Annotated in this window: 17 protein-coding genes and 4 pseudogenes; 7 read left to right on the top strand and 14 right to left on the bottom strand. The window is 66.5% G+C overall.

The features are described 5' to 3' along the window. Window positions 1-548: 548 nt before the first annotated feature. Complete coding sequence (locus LP52_RS26190) at window positions 549-902, bottom strand: AMP-binding protein (protein ID WP_084722918.1); 354 nt, start codon at window positions 900-902, stop codon at window positions 549-551. Window positions 903-924: 22 nt separating this feature from the next. Further along, window positions 925-2,067: an amidohydrolase family protein gene (locus LP52_RS05450; protein WP_052809463.1), complete on the bottom strand. Its 1,143-nt coding sequence runs from the start codon at window positions 2,065-2,067 to the stop codon at window positions 925-927. A gap of 53 nt (window positions 2,068-2,120) precedes the next feature. Here LP52_RS05450 and LP52_RS27070 point away from each other — a divergent pair, with 53 nt between their 5' ends. Next, the gene (locus LP52_RS27070) at window positions 2,121-2,297 is read left to right on the top strand and encodes a hypothetical protein (protein WP_157036215.1); all 177 of its coding nucleotides are present in this window, start codon (window positions 2,121-2,123) and stop codon (window positions 2,295-2,297) included. 853 nt (window positions 2,298-3,150) lie between these two features. Here the strand turns inward: LP52_RS27070 and LP52_RS05465 are convergent. After that, complete coding sequence (locus LP52_RS05465) at window positions 3,151-4,062, bottom strand: DUF1963 domain-containing protein (RefSeq protein WP_040271300.1); 912 nt, start codon at window positions 4,060-4,062, stop codon at window positions 3,151-3,153. Between the two features lie 273 nt (window positions 4,063-4,335). Beyond that, a complete protein-coding gene (locus tag LP52_RS27075; protein ID WP_157036216.1) occupies window positions 4,336-4,551 on the bottom strand; it encodes a hypothetical protein in 216 nt (71 codons plus the stop codon). Between the two features lie 86 nt (window positions 4,552-4,637). Here LP52_RS27075 and LP52_RS05470 point away from each other — a divergent pair, with 86 nt between their 5' ends. Then, window positions 4,638-5,456, top strand: a complete 819-nt coding sequence (locus tag LP52_RS05470; RefSeq protein ID WP_040271301.1) for a type II CAAX endopeptidase family protein — start codon at window positions 4,638-4,640, stop codon at window positions 5,454-5,456. Window positions 5,457-5,505: 49 nt separating this feature from the next. Beyond that, complete coding sequence (locus LP52_RS28700) at window positions 5,506-5,637, top strand: hypothetical protein (RefSeq protein ID WP_274518784.1); 132 nt, start codon at window positions 5,506-5,508, stop codon at window positions 5,635-5,637. A 164-nt stretch (window positions 5,638-5,801) separates the two neighbouring features. Here the strand turns inward: LP52_RS28700 and cas1 are convergent. From cas1 to LP52_RS05490, 5 genes and pseudogenes are all read right to left on the bottom strand, one after another. Next, window positions 5,802-6,253 (bottom strand): annotated as a pseudogene (cas1, locus tag LP52_RS28890) (CRISPR-associated endonuclease Cas1); the annotation flags it as partial. A gap of 104 nt (window positions 6,254-6,357) precedes the next feature. Continuing rightward, window positions 6,358-6,702, bottom strand: a pseudogene (locus LP52_RS28895) (serine hydrolase); the annotation flags it as partial. 171 nt (window positions 6,703-6,873) lie between these two features. Next, window positions 6,874-8,508, bottom strand: a complete 1,635-nt coding sequence (locus LP52_RS05480) for a right-handed parallel beta-helix repeat-containing protein (RefSeq protein WP_084722922.1) — start codon at window positions 8,506-8,508, stop codon at window positions 6,874-6,876. 157 nt (window positions 8,509-8,665) lie between these two features. Then, on the bottom strand, window positions 8,666-8,857 hold the full coding sequence (locus tag LP52_RS05485) for a hypothetical protein (RefSeq protein ID WP_040271304.1): 192 nt from the start codon (window positions 8,855-8,857) through the stop codon (window positions 8,666-8,668). A 34-nt stretch (window positions 8,858-8,891) separates the two neighbouring features. Further along, complete coding sequence (locus LP52_RS05490; RefSeq protein ID WP_052809465.1) at window positions 8,892-10,502, bottom strand: pectate lyase family protein; 1,611 nt, start codon at window positions 10,500-10,502, stop codon at window positions 8,892-8,894. A gap of 183 nt (window positions 10,503-10,685) precedes the next feature. On the opposite strand from LP52_RS05490, the gene LP52_RS28705 reads away from it, so the two are divergent. Together LP52_RS28705 and LP52_RS05495 are read left to right on the top strand one after the other, a co-directional pair. Then, window positions 10,686-10,817 (top strand): hypothetical protein, encoded by a 132-nt coding sequence (locus LP52_RS28705; protein ID WP_274518785.1) that lies wholly within the window; start codon window positions 10,686-10,688, stop codon window positions 10,815-10,817. Window positions 10,818-11,171: 354 nt separating this feature from the next. After that, a complete protein-coding gene (locus LP52_RS05495) occupies window positions 11,172-11,996 on the top strand; it encodes an SAM-dependent methyltransferase (RefSeq protein WP_040271306.1) in 825 nt (274 codons plus the stop codon). A 25-nt stretch (window positions 11,997-12,021) separates the two neighbouring features. Here LP52_RS05495 and LP52_RS28900 read toward each other — a convergent pair. The 4 genes and pseudogenes from LP52_RS28900 to LP52_RS05500 form a co-directional block, all read right to left on the bottom strand. After that, window positions 12,022-12,489 (bottom strand): annotated as a pseudogene (locus LP52_RS28900) (UDP-N-acetylglucosamine 2-epimerase); the annotation flags it as partial. A gap of 25 nt (window positions 12,490-12,514) precedes the next feature. Further along, a pseudogene (locus LP52_RS28905) lies at window positions 12,515-12,667 on the bottom strand (UDP-N-acetylglucosamine 2-epimerase); the annotation flags it as partial. 292 nt (window positions 12,668-12,959) lie between these two features. Next, a complete protein-coding gene (locus LP52_RS28910) occupies window positions 12,960-13,121 on the bottom strand; it encodes a VanZ family protein (protein ID WP_157036226.1) in 162 nt (53 codons plus the stop codon). Beyond that, window positions 13,078-13,395 carry a hypothetical protein gene (locus LP52_RS05500; RefSeq protein ID WP_040271308.1) on the bottom strand — a complete coding sequence of 106 codons (318 nt, stop codon included), beginning with the start codon at window positions 13,393-13,395 and terminating at the stop codon, window positions 13,078-13,080. Before LP52_RS05500 ends, LP52_RS28910 begins: the two co-directional genes overlap by 44 nt. A gap of 545 nt (window positions 13,396-13,940) precedes the next feature. Between LP52_RS05500 and LP52_RS25625 the strand changes: the two genes are divergently transcribed. Continuing rightward, on the top strand, window positions 13,941-14,432 hold the full coding sequence (locus LP52_RS25625; protein WP_157036217.1) for a hypothetical protein: 492 nt from the start codon (window positions 13,941-13,943) through the stop codon (window positions 14,430-14,432). 200 nt (window positions 14,433-14,632) lie between these two features. Further along, on the top strand, window positions 14,633-15,130 hold the full coding sequence (locus tag LP52_RS05510) for a hypothetical protein (protein WP_040271310.1): 498 nt from the start codon (window positions 14,633-14,635) through the stop codon (window positions 15,128-15,130). 469 nt (window positions 15,131-15,599) lie between these two features. On the opposite strand, the gene LP52_RS05515 is transcribed toward LP52_RS05510, so the two are convergent. After that, window positions 15,600-15,917, bottom strand: a complete 318-nt coding sequence (locus LP52_RS05515) for a transposase (RefSeq protein ID WP_040271311.1) — start codon at window positions 15,915-15,917, stop codon at window positions 15,600-15,602. Between the last annotated feature and the right edge of the window lie 422 nt (window positions 15,918-16,339).

Below are 16,339 nucleotides of genomic sequence, written 5' to 3' on the forward strand. Positions count from 1 at the left end.
CGTTCCTTGTTCCAGCGATGGGAATCCCAGTGTGGGGAATCGCTGTGAATGGTGCAGTCGTCGGCCCGGCTTCAGTGGGGATCGCATTCACGGTCATGGGATTTTTGCGATCGCTGCTTTGGGTGTTTCTGTATAAACACAATGTCGGTCCGGCACCGCACGCCCCCCGCGGCCCGGGCATCGAGGATGGCGTGAGTGGGGCCGCCCGGATGTCGTGGATCGCGCACGGCAGTGCTGACGAGCCTTTGAACCTGCGACCTTCGGGTTATGAGTGCACCGACGCTCGTAGGAGCTGGTCGGCGTTCATCGGTGTTCTCCCTGATCACAGAGCGTTTCTAGTCAGCCGAGCTGCCGTGTCGTATGCGCTGGTGGGATCCCGTTGGTGCTCGTCGTGTTGTACGCCTGTTGTACGGGACTCCTCCCGAGCGGCGCCACGCTCGTCTGCTTTGGTGGGTGTGAGTCGTGCTGACATGGTGCTGACAGCACATCACGCGAGCCGTCGGGCTCCCGAACGGTCGATCACGGGCGGCGCGCCATAAGCGGGGTCGCTACGGCTTGAGGTGGAGCCGGAGCTCGGAGACCGACCGGGTGAGCCCGGAGCGCTCGAGCGTTGCGAGCACGTCGTCGAGCGATTGCGCGAGGCGAAAGTTGAGGTCGTTCATCACGAGCCCGGCAGAGGGGATCGCGTACCAGAGCTCGAAGTGACGTGCAGAGATCAGCATCAGCAGACCAACACGATCACCTCGGCGCAACCCGCGGCCGACGAGTGCCGTCGCCATGCCGTCGACTCGGCGCCTGGTCTGTGTCCAGGTTCGACGTTCGCCTGTTTTCGTGTCGATGGTGGCATCGCCGCCGCCACGTTGGGTGGCGGCGCGTTCGAGGGTCCATCCGGTCAGCGGGATACCTCGGTGCGGCTCCGATGCGTCAGACCTTTATGCCGAACAGTTTCTCGGCATTGCGGAACGCGATCTTTTCCTTATCTTCACGCGGAAGATCGACTGCTCGGAACCAGTCGGTCCCTTCTTTGATGCCTGCGAAGGGGTAGTCGGTTGCGAACATCACTCGATCCACACTGATGTACTTCAGCAGGAGGTGGAGCAGTTCATCCTGGAAGAACGCGCTGGTTGTGAACCAGAAGTTGTCCTGGAAGTACTGCTCGAAGGGCTTCTCGAGCGAGTCTTCGGTCGGCTCGCCCATGTCTCCGGCGATCCGCTTGTAGTAGAACGGAAGACCTTCGCCCATGTGGCCGATGACGATCTGCAGATTGGGGAATCTGTCGAAAACCCCGTATGCAATCATCCGGATGCACTGGGTCAGCACCTCCTGGTGCCAGCCATATCCAGATCCACTGAAAATGTAGTCTTGGTACTCTTTCGTGTATTCCGACCGTGTCGTGCTGTAGTAGATTTGGTGAATCTCTTCGGCCGGATAACCGGGATGCAGATAGATCGGCACATTGAGGGATTCGGCACGCGCTAGCACGGGCTCGAATTCCGGATGATCGAGAAATTTCTTCCCGATGTGTCCGTTGGTCAGTGCGCCCAAGAAGCCGTCTTCCCGAACCGAGCGTTCCAGTTCGTCCGCCGCCGCATCCGGGCTCTGCAAGGGCAAGGTGGCGAAAGCCTGGAATCGGCCCGGATAACTCGCCATTGGCCCTTCTACAAGCTGCCGGTTGAGACGATGGGCAAAGTCGATGCCCTCTTGCCCCGGGACATTCTGCACAGCCGGCGTATGCGCAGAGAGGATCTGAACGTTGAGTCCCCCCTCGTCCATATCACCGATGCGGCGCCGGCCCAAATTCGAAAGACCTGTTCCCTCAAGGAACTCTATGTGTTCCTCGTTGATGGAGTTAAGCTGCATCAACTCGGGAGTCGAGAAGGTCTCTTCCGTACCGATGAATGACAGGTCTTGGTCACGGAGCGAGATGTCCGAAGCATCTTGCTCGTTGGTGCACGACGCGAGGATCGGCGCGGCCAATCCAGCGCTAGCGCCAAGTGCAGCCCCGCGAGTGAGGAAATTTCGGCGTCCCATCGACATTTTCGTCGCTCCTATTTCGGTCGATTTCATGTCTGTATGTGCTCCGGCGTTGCGTTGTGCAGTGAACGCAAAGATTGACGATCGTGGTCCGCAAGTACCCGCCCGGGTTCGCGATCCGCTTCAACTCGCGCTGGGCCGGCGTGGCGGTCGAGAGGAGCGTCGTGAGGTCGAGTGATGGGGTGTATGACACGACCCATCACGGCCGTGAACTTTCCCGCTGGGAACGCGATGGTGACGTCGTCGAGCGCGACGACGGCTGACTCGCCGGAGCCGTAGTGCTTGACGGCGCCGGCGAGCATGGCTGCAGCGGCGTCAGCGTTGGATGACATCGCTCCTCGCAGCGCCGCTCGACAACTGTGGAATCTGGACGTGGGGACACGAGATCTCCGATCAGTGGTTGGTGTCCACCACGATGACGGCGGGCGCCGGTCGCCGCGTAATCCCACAGGAGGTGACGCGTACTCCCACGGGAGGTACATGTGCGCAACCAGAACGAGATCGATCAAGGTGTCCGCGCGGGTCGGTCGGCGAGCGAGTCGGGCACCTACCGATCCAAGAGACGGCGGGAGGACGTCGCGCAAGTCGTGAGCGAGCTCCTCCTGATCGCGCTCAGGAGGGTCATCGGAGGAGGGGAGGCTTCCCGGGCCCTGGACAGACACCGGGATGGCCGCTGACCTGCACAAACGACACGGCGCCGACACAAGAGCACCCGCGGAGCGACATCCGCCTCGGCGTCGTCCGCTCCACCGGTCACACAGGCCAATGACCTGCGAAAACAAGGTGGGCCACCAGGGGATCGAACCCTGAACCCGCGGATTAAAAGCGCGCTCTGTGCCTGCCGTCGAGTGCCAGCAATCGCCGCCACCTGCCATTCCATCGACTCGACGACGCAGCCCAAGGCCGCACCGTCCCACCGTGTGCCGGTCGCGTCGACAACCACCGAGCACCGACGGAGCACACGAACGATGGACAGCTTCGGCCTCGTGTCAGGCCGGCGGCTGCCGCCCCGTGTGTGTCGGCGTGGTCCTCCGGTGGCTGTAGGTTCGCCGAAGCTCTTCGACGGCCGGGGTGTGGCGATCGGCGCGCGTCGCGGGATGTACGACGCCGCGCCGCCTATTCGGTGAACGCGGTGAAGGAGAGTGCCTTGTCGAATCGGCCGGCGGCGAGGTCGTCGTGGCGGATCAGGAAACGCGCAATGTAGACCTCGTCCCCCGGATCGAACTGGGCAAGGGGCACCCACTCGCGCATCAACCGAAGAGCCTCCTCCTCCAAGCGCAGCTGCCGTTCGTCCGGCGGGACGACGAGTTCGCCGGCCTTCTCGCGCGCCTCAAGGATGTCCTCCGCCATCCCGGTCTCCGGAGTGTCGTACATGTTTTCGGTGACAAGCCCGCAGGTGTCTACGGAGTACCCGCCGAGATAGATGTCGGCAATGTTGTCTTCCGGCCAGAGTTCTCCGACCAGAGCGCAGAGTTCCTTTCTGTGGGCCAGGTTGCGAGCCAGGTGCTCCTGGCCGTCGGACCGCGAGGCCTCGTCGTCGAACCAGCGGGGCAGTTCCGCGTTGACCGTGGCGAAGAGGTCGTACTCCCGGCCGACGAAGTCGAGCCTCACATCGCAGAACATATCCTCGTCGTGGTCGGGCTCCTCGGCTGTTGCGGTGTCGGTGCCGGCCGGCACATACACAATCCGCGCGAACTCCTGCTCCTTGGCGATGGAACAGCTCTCGTCGGCCCACTCGTGGTGCAGGAAGAGGAGCAGCGAGCCGTCCGCCGGCAGGGCGAGGCCGTCCACTCTGGGAAGCGCCGCACAGTCCAAGGAGGCGATGAACGGCAGCGGCCCGTTCTCGGAGGACGGCCACTCCATGCCCACCGGCAACCGGGGCAACCCGCCGCGCCGTCCGACCGGAACGCCGTTGGGGCACCCGCTTGTCCAAATCGCGAATCGCAGGAATTCGGCGAACTTGCCGACCTCGTCTTCCGGGATGCCCCGTTCGATCGCCGCGCGATGGAATTGCTGGTGATAGTTCATGGCTGGGGAGGGTACCGGCCCGCAGGCGGCATACACCGCCGGCCCGCACAGGCTCGGTCCCTCACGCCTCCGGGGGTCGGAACCGACGTCACCGCACATCCAACCGCCACGACCACCACCCCGGCGAGTCAATTCGCTCAGAGTAAAAGCGACGGGCCACTTGACCTGGCGCTTTACTGGCAGACGCGGGAGCTTCCGGCGCCGCGTTCCGGACACGCGGACCGATGGTGCAAGGTCACCGGGCAGGCAGGTCCGGTCGGCGGGAAACGGGTTCTATAGGAGGCAGTGATGGTTGGCGGTGCGGATCGCGGTTTCGCATCGGCTGCCGACCGTGTCCGTGCCCGTGCGGTTGATGGCGTAGGCGATGCCGATGCCGGAACCGAATTCGAGACGGCGGATACGGGGCCGGTTCATGTTCCAGTGGTTGAGCAGGAAATTGGGATTGCCCTCGTTCCGGGCTGTCCTGCACCCGGAGGTAAGGGTACCCATACCCTGAAGGCGCGGCAGCGGGTTCAGGGTGCTGCTCCGGGGACATCCCGATCCACGCGCGCGGAAGGAAGACCGATGATGGCGCCATGACAACCAAGAGGACATCCCCCCAGAGTGGCCTTCGCCGACCGCTCGTCGTGTTCTTCGCTCTGACCTTCTTGTTCGGCTGGGGAGCTCTGGCGTCCCTGATCGCCTTCGGCGGTCTCATGGAGCCGGTCTTGGGCCCTCCGTCCGGCACGCACCCGGTGTTCGTCCTGGCCGTGTACTCACCCGAGTTCGCGGCCCTCTACGTCATCTGGCGTGAGGGCGGCCTGCGCGATGTCCGGGACCATCTGCGCCGTCTGACCCTGTGGCGGATGCCTGCCGGATGGTGGTTGTTCCTACTGCTCGCGATGCCCGCGGGCAAGTACGTGAGCGCGCTGCTGAACGGGACGGCCGCCGAGTTCCCCTTCTCCCCGTGGTACATGGTCCTGCCCGCGCTGATCCCGGCGCTCCTGCTCGGACCGATCGAGGAACTCGGCTGGCGCGGTTACGCCCAGCCGATGCTGCAACGCCGGTTCAACCCCTTGGTGACCAGCCTGGTCCTCGGATTCTTCTGGGGGCTGTGGCATCTGCCCGCGTTCCTGCTCAGCGGCACCCCGCAGAGCGCATGGTCCTTCGGCCCGTTCATGCTCGGTGCGTTCGCCCTGTCGATCATCATGACGCCCCTGTTCAACGTCTCCCGCGGCAGCATCCTCATCCCCGCCCTGTTCCACTTCCAGGCCAACATCCCCGCCTACCCCGAAGGGCAGCCCTGGGAGAACTACGTGTTCGCCCTCGTGGCGGTAGTCATGGTGATCTGGAAGCGGGACCACTTCTTCTCCCGCGACGGCGCCGTCACCGACGTCGTCCTGCGTACCCGCTGACTTCTGGCGCCCGAGCGGGCAGCGGGCGCACCCGGAAGGATGCGCCCCTGTGGACCTCATGGATGCACGTCCCCTGTTGTCCGCGGCTCAGGTACAGGTCCGAGATTCCGCAATCGTGGACCACGGCATCAACGTCGACGAGATCCCGGAGCCGTACCGGCTCGCCGAGCGCGCCTGGTGAGCGCCGTGTGGTCGCCCGCGTCTGCCTGCGGGTTCGCGGGCGAGGCTGGCGTCCGCGCCGCAGGGTGTGCAGGAACCCGCTCTGGGGATCCAGGCCGGCGATGTGGCGGCCACCACCGCGTCGTTGAGCAGCAGTGTGTAGCCCAAGGACAGCATCGCGTTGATGGGGTCGGGCGGGGGCGCCGGCGCCGGTGGGTGAACTCCCATTCAGCCGGGAGCAACCGCCCCAGGAAAGCGAAGTATTCGCGTGCGGCCGCGCCTTCGGTTCCCAGCAGTTCGTTCGTCCCCGGCGCACCCAGCGCCGTGGCGCGCGGTCGCGAGATGCTCGGCGACGGGGGCGACGTCGCTGGGGCGGGCGCCGCGTTGGCGCGAGCGCGCAGCAGTCCGGTACGCAGATTGGCGAGTTTGCCGGCCACGAACACGCGCGCCAAGGTCATGGCGCGGGCGCCGTCGAGTGCGGCCTCGTACTGGGCGGCGCGCACGTGGACGTCTCCTCCCAGGGCCGCCGACAGGCGTCCCTGGAATCGGCCCAGATCGTCCAGCTGCACCAGCTCGACTTCTTGGCGCAGGGCCCGGTGCAGGAACGGGGTGCTGTACCCGACTCGCCCGAGGCCCACGATCTGGCGGAGGCGTTTGAGGTTGACCGACAGCAGGGTGGTGTCGTTGTGCTCGACGCGGTGATGACGGACAACCGTTCTCGCTCCTCGGCCGGGCCGACCTTCTGGATTTCGTGCAGCGGTTCCTCGCGGTCGCGGTAGTGGTCCAGGCGGGGGGCTTGGGCGCCGGAGGTGTGGGTGAGGAGGTGGCGCACCGTGGCCTCGCCGGTGGGCGCCGAACCGTCGACTGGCGGAAGGTAGGCGCGCACCGGAACATCCAGCTCCATCAGGCCTGTGTCCACGGCGTGGCCGATCAGCGGCCAGGTGGCGACCACCTTCGCCAGGCTCGCGATGTCATAGACGGTGGCCTCCTCGGGCTCGGTGTCGCTGCATTCGGGCGCCACGCGACCGGCTGCGGCCACCCGGGGCGGGCGGCGCACGACGCCTTGCAGGTGCTCGTGGATGAGCACGTGCGGGGTCGACGGTGGCTATGTCACCCTGAGTCGTTCACCAGGCCGCGCTGTGCTGGGGTATTGCCCTCATCGGGTCGCCGCTACCTGGGACCGTGTATGAGAAAGCCCTGGCGGCCCGGCCCGCCAGGGTCTTCCTGGGATCTCGGTTCCAGTCCCGGTCCCGGCTGGTCACGTCTCGCCGGGGGAGAGCTCCAGGTAGTCGATGTTGGGCAGGCCGTCGGAGCCGGTGGCCACGAGCCGGACGGTATTGCTGCCAGAGTCCACCTGCACCGGGATCGTCGCTGTCGCCCAGCTCTCCCATGCGCCCGTGGTCGCGAACGAGGTCGACTCCGCGGTGGAGTCGTTCACCACCACCTCCGCCGACCGGCTACTCGAACCGCCGTTGGCGTACCCGATCACTAGAGTGACCGTTGCCGGGCTGTCGGCGTCCACCGTGAACTGCGCCGCCGCACCAGTGACGTTGTCGGTGTTGCAGAATCCGCTGCCGGAGTACCCGGAGTGGTCGGCGTCGATGGAGCCGTCGCAGGTGGCTGGCGCGTGCTCCGCCTCATAGCGCCCGGGAACCGGTCCGCCTCCACCGCTGTCGTCGCTGAAGTCGGCGCCGAGGTTCGCGTGGTCGCGAGGGCGCAGGAACTCCGTGGGCGGGATCGAGTCGTCTGCGGTGCGCGGGCCTTTGATGTCCGAGGTCGAGGTGTTGACCAGGTCGGCGTTGCTCCAATTGTCCTTGAGATCCCATGAGTTGCCGCTGCCGTCTGAGGAGCCGAGGTTGACGCCTGTCCCGTTGGCCACCGACAGATTCCGGTTCAGCGTCGAGGCCGACCGGTTGAACACGAACCCGCTGCCGCCGTTGGCCCAGGCGGTGTTGTTCTCCAAACGCAGCGAGCCGGGGTTGCCGTTGTCGATGAACCCGCCCACGGCGTTGTCGAAGGCGATGCTGTTGGTCACGACGTGGTTCGCTGCGCCGCGTCCGAGTTTGAAGCCGTTGCCGTCGCCCTCCCATCCAGGGAAACCCCAGCGGTCGACGCCGTTTCCCCAGGCGACAGAGTCTTCGATGCGGATCGGGTCGAGGAAGTCCCAGGAGTCGAAGCCGTCGTCGGCGTTGTTCCACATCCTGGCGCCGATCACGACGTTGCCCGAGCCGGCTCCCTGCTTGATGGCCAGGCCGTCGGCGCTCTCGCCGTTCTTGCGCGGGTCGCGGTTGCCGTAGCTGTCGAGGCGGATGACCTGGTTGTCGCTGGAGTCGAGCACGAGGTGCAGCCCGGTCTCGTAGTTGTCGCGGGTGACCAGGTCCTTGTAGATGTTGTTGCTGGACTCGATGGCGAAGATCCCATAGGGGCCGTTGATGATCTCCAGGTCCTCGAAGCGCCACCAGTCGCCGCTGACGTGGATCGCGCCGCGCTCGATGCGCGGATAGGACTCGCCGAACGGGGCGGGGGTGTTGGGCATGTTCTCGCCGTCGATGACGACGTGCTCGCCGTTGTAGGCGCGCATGGTGATCGGCTGCGAGCGGGTGCCGTTCTTCTCGATCCGGACGTTGACGATCGGGTCGTAGGCGCCGCCGCGTATCTGGATCACGGTGCCGGGCTCGGCCAGATCGACGGCGCGTTGGATGGTGCGCAAGGGGGACGCGACGGTGCCGGGGTCGGAGTCGCTGCCGTCGATCGCGACGGTGAGCGTACGGTCTTGGGCGGCGGCGGGCTGCGCCGGCGCGACCGCCGCGAACAAAACGAGCACCGCCACCGCCACGGCGAGCCGCAGCGCTCCCAGCGGTTTGCCGCGAGTTCGAAGCCTGCTGAACCGCATGATCGATAGAACCTCTCTTGAGATTGCCGGAGGAGTGAACCGCGGCCGAGGCGATGACCCGCGGCCCGGCACCGACGCCTGGAACGGCCGGCCCGCCCGGTCTGTTCGGACGGACCGGCCGGCATCCAGTCGGCTGCGGTGTGGTCGGCCGGATCGATTACAGGTCGGCCTCGTCGCCGCCCGAGGTCACGACGAGGCGGCCGTCCGCGTCGAAGGAACAGTCCAGGGCGCCGGTGTAGGAGGCGCACCGGGACCCGTTCGAGCCGGACCAGAACTGATTCGAGCTGTCAGCGTCGCCGATGATCCTGTCGTTCGATCCGCTGTCGCACGAGGTGTTGTTCCGGAACACCGAGGAGCCGCCGTCGAAGTTGAAGTTGCGCTCCTCATTGCCGGTCCGGAGGCGAGTCGCCTTCGCCGTCCGGGGGCGAGTCGGCGTAGGTCTCGAACTCGGCGACGCGCGGTGTGCCGTTCGAGCTGGTGATCTCGAAGTCGATCTTTCGCAGCGTCGTCGAGTCGAAGGTGATGACACCCGCTCCGCTGCCGGTGGTCAGGACGGCGCCTGTGTCGTGGTCGACGACCCGCCAGGAGCCGATGTTGCCTTCGGCTCCGGACGCCTCGCGGATGTTGATCGTGGACACCGTGGGGTCGGAGTCCCACTTGACCGAAATGCGACCGGTCGAGTCGCTCGGCGACCAGTAGGTGCTCATGTCGCCGTCGATGGCGTTTCCGTAGCTGGTCCCGCTGGCCTTGCTGGAGCCGTCGGCGCCGGCCCCGATGCTGAGGTTGCTCCCCTCGGGAGGATCGGTCGGGTCCGGGTCACCCGGGTCCGGGTCACCCGGGTCCGGATCACCCGGGTCAGGATCACCCGGGTCCGGGTCGGTCGGGTCCTCCGCTTCGCAGTTGCCGTCCGAGATCCGATTGCCCTGGCCCGCGCCCGCGGTCTGGTCCAGTACCTCCGGCACGCAGCCGGCGTCGTCGAGCTCGTAGGAGTACGGAATGCTCACCGTCGTGGTGGACTGCGGGTCGGGTCCGGCGGGGTAGTTCTCGTCGCCTTCGCCGGACCAGGTCACGTTGTCGTAGATGTTGCCGCTGACCTCCCAAGAGCCCTTCTCATTGGTGTAGAAGGTGCCCAGGACGTCCTTGGAGTCCTTGAAGTAGTTGTTCTCCACCTTCGCGCTCGCCCCGGCCCGGGAGTTGATGCCGGACTTGTGAAGGTCCACGTAGTGGTTGTTGTACACGTGCGCGGTGGCGCCACGCAGCAGGGGGGTCCGGGAGTCGATGTTCTCGTACAGATTGTGGTGGTGCGTGACGAAGTCGTTGGAGCGGTCACTCTCGCTGGACCCGACCAGGCCGCCGCGGCCGGAGTTGCGCAGGGTGCTGTAGGAGAGGGTGACGTACTGGGTGTTGTTCTTTATGTCGAAGAGGCCGTCGTAGCCCTCCGACTCCCCGCCCGACGCCTGCAGGGTGACGTGGTCGACCCAGACGTTGCGGACGTCCTTCTCCATCCCGATGGCGTCACCGCCGTTGGACGTGGGCGAGCCGGACTTCTTGACGTTCTGGACGGTCACGTTCTGGATGATGATGTTGCTGGACTCCCGGACGTGGATGCCCAGCTGGTCGAACACGGCTCCGCCGCCGACGCCGACGATCGTGACGTTGCTGATCCTCTTGAGCTCGATCACGTCGTCGGCAGTGTCGCAACCGTCGCCCGACACCTTGGAGGTGTTGCCGTGGTTGATGGTCCCTTCCACCTCGATGACGACCGGAGTGCTGGTGCTGGGCCGCTCGCACAGCGCCTCGTGGATCTGGGTTCCGGTCGTGGCCCGGACCGTCTCGCCGCCCGCGCCGCCGGTGGTCCCGCCGTTCTGAGTCGCGTAACCCGTAGCGCTACCGGTCTGCGCCGATGCCGGGGACATCGGCAGGGCCAGACCAGCCGCCACCACGGCCGCAGTGGCCAGCGTCGATACGAGTCGACGCGCCGTTGATCGTCTCACTGCTTACCCTTCGTAGTTGAGCATGAGCCTCGGGAAGCGCTTTCCTAGAGCGTAGAGAAAGCGCTTTCCATGTCAAGGGGAGCTAAGGGTCTGGTCTGATTCGGATCACGGAGTGGCTGGCCCACGGCCAGAAATCGGTCGCAGACGCCGCCACGGCCGTCGCGGCGGGGTCGGCTCTGCCGGATGCGCCACATCGCCGGCACGGCGACGATCAGCCCTACCGCGGGCAGGAGGACGCTCGCTTCGGCGACGGGGCGCAGCGTGGAGGTTCCCATGCGGCGGCTGCGCCACACGCCGGGAATCGCCGACGTGTGACGGCTCCAGAAGCCGCTCCGGCGCATCCCGTCTGCCCGAGCGCGAGGAGTTGTTGCCGGCCTGCATCCTCGTGTCGGCTGGGCCTGTCTAGCGCTGCGCGGCTTTCCCGAGTCGGCCTGCGGGTTCGCGGGCGAGGGGAGGTCAGCGTCGCTGGGACGGCCCCGCTTCCAGCCACGGGATTCCGCGATCGCGTGAGAGGGGGCCGCTCCCGTTTCCGGGCTCCAGCTGAACGGCATTCTGCCCGACTTTCCGTACTCGCCGGGTTTCTAGCAGTATGCGTGATGGACGCTCGTAGAGGACGACGAGGCGGGGCCAGCGTGTCCCGCCCGGTCGCGCCAGGCTGATTGGATGCGTATGAGTGAGTTCTCGTCATCGCCGGAAGCCGACCCACCGGTTCCGGACTCGGTGGACACGACCGTGGCCCATTCCGCGCGGGTGTGGAACTACGTACTCGGCGGCAAGGACAACTATCCCGTCGACCGTGAGGCGGGTGACCGTATGCGTCGTATCTATCCCGCCATCGTCACCGACGCCCGCCAGCACCGCGCATTCCTCGCCCGGTCGGTGGGCCATCTGGCCGACGAGTGCGGCATCCGCCAGTTCCTCGACATCGGCACCGGCATGCCCACTCACAACAACACCCACGAGGTCGCACAGGCCCACGCACCCGACAGTCGGGTGGTATACGTCGACAATGACCCCTTGGTGCTCGCCCACGCCACCGCGTTGTTGACCAGCAGCCCGGAAGGCTATACCGACTACGTGCACGCCGACCTGCGGGACCCGGACACGATTCTCGCCCAGGCGCGCGAGCGGTTGGACTTCACCCAGCCGATCGCTTTGGTCCTGCTGAGCATTCTGGGGCATATCCCCGATCCCCATGCGCATCCGCTCGTTCGTCACCTGGTGGCGGATCTGCCGGTTGGCAGTTACCTGGTGATCTCCGATGGCGTCAACACCAACGACGAGATGGTCGAGGCCGTCGAGCACCACAACGAGATTGTGGCGCTGCCTTACTACCTGCGCAGCCCCGCAGACATCGCTGCCTTCTTCGACGGTCTCGCTCCGGTGGAGCCGGGCATCGTCTCCGCCGACCGGTGGCGACCGGACGGCCGGGTTGAAGTGGGCAGCGATTCCCCTGCCCACATCCACGCGGGGGTAGCACGCAAGGTGCAGTGACCGGGAGGTCCTCCGGGACGCCGAGGATGCTCGCCTCCTCCGGGGCGCCGCCGGAGTCGGAGACGATCAGCGCGGCGGCCTCGGCCAAGGCGAGTAAGGCGGGATAGGTCGCGGGGCCGGTGATGGTGAGTCCGGCGAGTAGCGGGTCGAGGCCGAACCGGGCGATTCCCTCGCGGGTGCGGGGGTGGAGCGGCAGCAGGACCGGCGGCTCCAGTCGGCGCAGCGCGGTCAGGACGGCTGCGAGCCGGTCGGAGGTGTCGACGTTCTCAGGCCGGTGCAGAGTGGCCAGGACGTAGGACTGTCTGTTCAAGGCCGCGGTGGCGGCCCGCGCGGCGCCGTGGTCATGGGAGGTGAGGTGGACGGCTTCCACGATGGTGTTGCCGATGAGGACGATTCGCTCCTTTGCGATCCCTTCCGCCCACAGATTGGTGACGTTGCCGGGAGTGGCCGCGCAGCACCGATCGGCCAGGTGGTCGATCACGATCCGGTTGTGCTCCTCGGGCCATCGCCCGGTCCCCGCTGCGCAGCCCGGCCTCGATGTGGATCAGGGGGACGCCGACGGCGTTGGCTGCGAGCGCACCGGCCAGGGCGGCGTTAGTGTCGCCTTGGACGATGAGCGTGCAGGGCGGGTGCCCCGCGAAGTGGCGGGAAATCTGAGCGGTTGCCTGGCCGACCTGGACACCACGCGGCCCCGCCGACGGTCAGTTGCACATGCGGGCGGCCGTCGGCGAGAGCGGGGGCGTGGTCCTGGCCTGTGTGGATGAGGCGGGCATGATCGCCGAGCAGGGTGACCAGTACGGACAGTTTGATCTGTTCGGGTCGGGTTCCGTAGACGAGGGCGATGGACCTCTCGGGCAGCACGCTGCGCATCGGGTGAGAACTCCAACCGTCCCCTGTAGCGCGGAGGGTGGTACCTCCCTGCCGGTGCGCGAGAGGGGCAACTGCTGCCTGCGGTCTCGTGGGTCACCGCTCCGGAGCCCCCTTGGCAGCCGAGTCGTCCGACTCGAATTGCCACCTGGGGCGCCACCATGGCCGGGTCAGCCCGGCACCTGCCAGCGCTCCGGTGGTGTTGAGTAGAACGTCATCGATCGAGGTGACGCGGCCGCCGGTCAGTGTGTACTGCAGGCACGTTCTTCTCGCGGCGGTGCACCTGCTTGGAGTAGAAGCACCAGGCCATCCGGCGCATCAATCCCGGCAGGCTGTCGACGGGCTTCGCGGCCTCCAGGCGTCGGCGAGCCTCACGGTAGGCGTGGGCTGCGGAATCCTCAGCATCCGCCGGCGGTACGCCGCGGAAGAGCAGGTAGGAAACGGTCTTCGCCGTGGTGTCGATCAGCTCCTCAAGGGAGTACTGCCTCTCATCCTCCGCCGAGGCGTGCTGGGTGGAATCGTGGTCTGCCATGGATGCCCTTTCTTGATAGCGAGCCGGGGTGGGCTCATTGGCACCACCCCTGTCGTCCGGCAAGCAGTTCAGTCGCGACGGCAACTGGGAATCGGGAACTGCCAACTGCTCCCCTTGACCTGCTAATACGCAGATGGGGTGCCGGGCGGAGCTGGGGGCACATCACGGCCCTGTGGAGGGTGCCGACCTCTCGGTCAGCGCTCCTCAGCGCAGCCGCTGCGTGCACCTGCACCGTGCAGGCGCACACAACGGCGATGATGCCGTGGAGCAGGCGGACCAGTCGGTCGACCTGCTCCTCACCCAATTCGGCTCCTTAGCTGGCTGTTGGGCATCCATGAGGCTCCTTTCCTGTTCGCCGGGGCGGTGCCTATCCGCCTCGGTTGCTCGATAGTGGCTCCGAGGCCTTGGATTTGTGACGCTCCGAGGCGTGAACTGCGTCACGCCCAGGGGAACCCGCGCCCTGTGGGCACGTACTGGCGGGACCGCTCGAAAGCCGATAATCAAGTGCGTGCCAGGGGAGCCTGACGCCATTTTCGGGATTGCTCTTGTGTGCGTCAGGGTGTCCTGACAGATTCGGCGGTCAGGAAACCCTGACACCGGGAGCGCACCTGGGGTACTTCCTCGAAGGTCTGGACGGCCACGAAGGCTTCACCGCCGCCGTGCTCAACAACGGCACCGACAACGACGGCATCTGGACCACCGACTTCGCAGAGCGGGTGGTGGGCTGGCGGGTGGCGTGCAGCTGCGGATGGCGCGGATTCCGCTTCCACGCCCTCGCCGACCACCCTGACGCCGAAAGCGCCGACGGCTACGGCCCTTTCCCGCCCGCGGCCCTGGGGCGGCTGATCCGCGGCGAGCTGCGTCTGGCGGCCGAGGCCGCAGCCGAGGCCCAGGAGCGGCTGGCCGCCGCAGTGAAGGCCGCACGCGAGCAACTCGCCACCGGGGAGGAGATCGATCAGGAGCTGGACGTCAGTCGTCAGAGCGCTTGGGAGCGCTGGCGCCACGTGACCATCGACGACGCCCAGGAGGCGACCTGATGACGACCACCGGCGAGACCGTGTCCGTCCTGCTGCCCGAGCTTGAGGGCGACCTGTCCCACGAGCTGACCGCGTTGGAGGAGTGGGCGATCGAGCTGTAGATCACCGACGAGGACGGCGCGGAGTTGGGCGTCGACGCTGCCGCAGTGCGCGCCGCGCTCGCGGTGAATTCCCGTCTCACCAGGAAGGAAGGGCCACGTATGGAAGAAGAACCGGAGACGCCGAGCGCAGGCTTGATCACTTTGAAGGAATGGGTCGGCCAGTGCGGCTATAGCCACTCCTACGTCGTGCATGTTATGCCGCGCTATTACCCGGATTTTCCCGCCCCGGAGCGGACGCGGCAGGGAGCAACCGACAAGGGCGGCGGGGGCGGGAGCAACCTTTATGACTCTGCCAAGCTCGAACCGTTCCGCCCTCGCAGGCCGGATCCTGTGGAACTTCCCGCCGAATTCTTGGACGAACAGGTCACCCTTGGACGCTTCGCCCGGATGATCGGCGTCCACGGGCGCAGCGTGAGCCAGATCAAGGATCAACGCCCCGATACCGTGCCGCCCACGGTGGACGGCAGTCGGCACTGGTATCCGCGCGCCCGCTATTTCGTCCGGGATCTGCTGTTGATGTGGAACAGTCGCCCCGGTCGAGGGCAGGGCTCGGACAAGCGTCGGCCGCGTCTGCCTTGGCAAGCGGAGTCCGAGTAGGGGCGACGCTTCTCTGCGAGTAGGGAGCGCGCAGGGATCACAGATCCAGCGCCATGATCCGTCTTTCTGCCGGGGGAGCGCAGGCCCCCGGCCCTCCAACGGGCCGGGAGGGTGCTTCTATGGGTTGTCAAGCCGCTTGCGCGACCGGTGGTTGGTAGGACGTGCCGTCGCGCAGCATCGCGAACAGCACGTCGCAGCGCAGCCGTGGTTATGAAGTGATCATGACCGTAATTCTCGTCGAACACCCGTGTGATCCGCTTTATCAATTCCTCGTCCCGGAGCCTGCGCGCCGAGGGTGCGCGCTCCTTCGATGCGTCATAGGTCCTCGGTGCGATCCGCGCCCCTGCTTGGTTCAGGACGGCGCAGATCGGCTCGACTCCGAGCCTTTGCCCTTCGACGACGCGGTCTGGGTGGCCGTCGATGTAGTCGATGACCGGAACCTCGCGCCTGCGGCCCGAGGACGCGGGGATTACTTGGTCTTGCGGTCGAACTCCGCTTGCGCGAAGAACGCCGCGGACGTCGTCAGGATCTCGTTAGCCCGCCGCAGTTCCCGGTTCTCGCGTTCGAGTTCGGCAATCCGCTCGGTGACCTCGCTGGTCTGGCCGGGTGCCCGGCCGGCGTCGATCTCGGCCCGCTTGACCCACGACCGCAGCGCCTCGGGATGGATGCCCAGTTGCCGGACGATCTGGCGGATCGGGCCCATCCTCTGGCTCTTGGCCGCGATCGCCTCCGCCATCCGCGTCGCCCGCTCACGAAGCTCGTCGCTGTACTTCTTCGGTGCTGCCATGCTCGGCATCCTTCCTGCCTGGGAGGAATCAGAGCCTGCACAGAACCCGAGGCGCAACAGGACGCCCGCCCATCGTATGGCTACATGCTCGAAGACATCGGCCCCCACCCCGATCCCTCCAAGGCCGCCGACGGCAAACGCGCGCATCGCTTGGTACCTGACCCCAACACCGAGTGAGTGGTCCGGCTGATCTTCGCGCTGTTCCTCAACCGCCGGGGGATCGGGGCGATCGCCGAACACTGGCCTACCGGCTACGCGACCTGGGGCTGCTCAGCGACTGGCAGCGCCGGGCGGCCTGCAAACGGCCGAACTGGGGTTCCGAAGCGACGAGCCAGGCGGCATACCCAGGGAGACCTCAGGTCCTGACCAAGGTCTCAGCCAGGCTCCGCGAGAGTTGGAGGCCTTTGGCGCGGCGCGCCTGG

Origin of the sequence: Streptomonospora alba (assembly GCF_000826685.1) — a bacterium.
Taxonomy (GTDB): domain Bacteria; phylum Actinomycetota; class Actinomycetes; order Streptosporangiales; family Streptosporangiaceae; genus Streptomonospora; species Streptomonospora alba.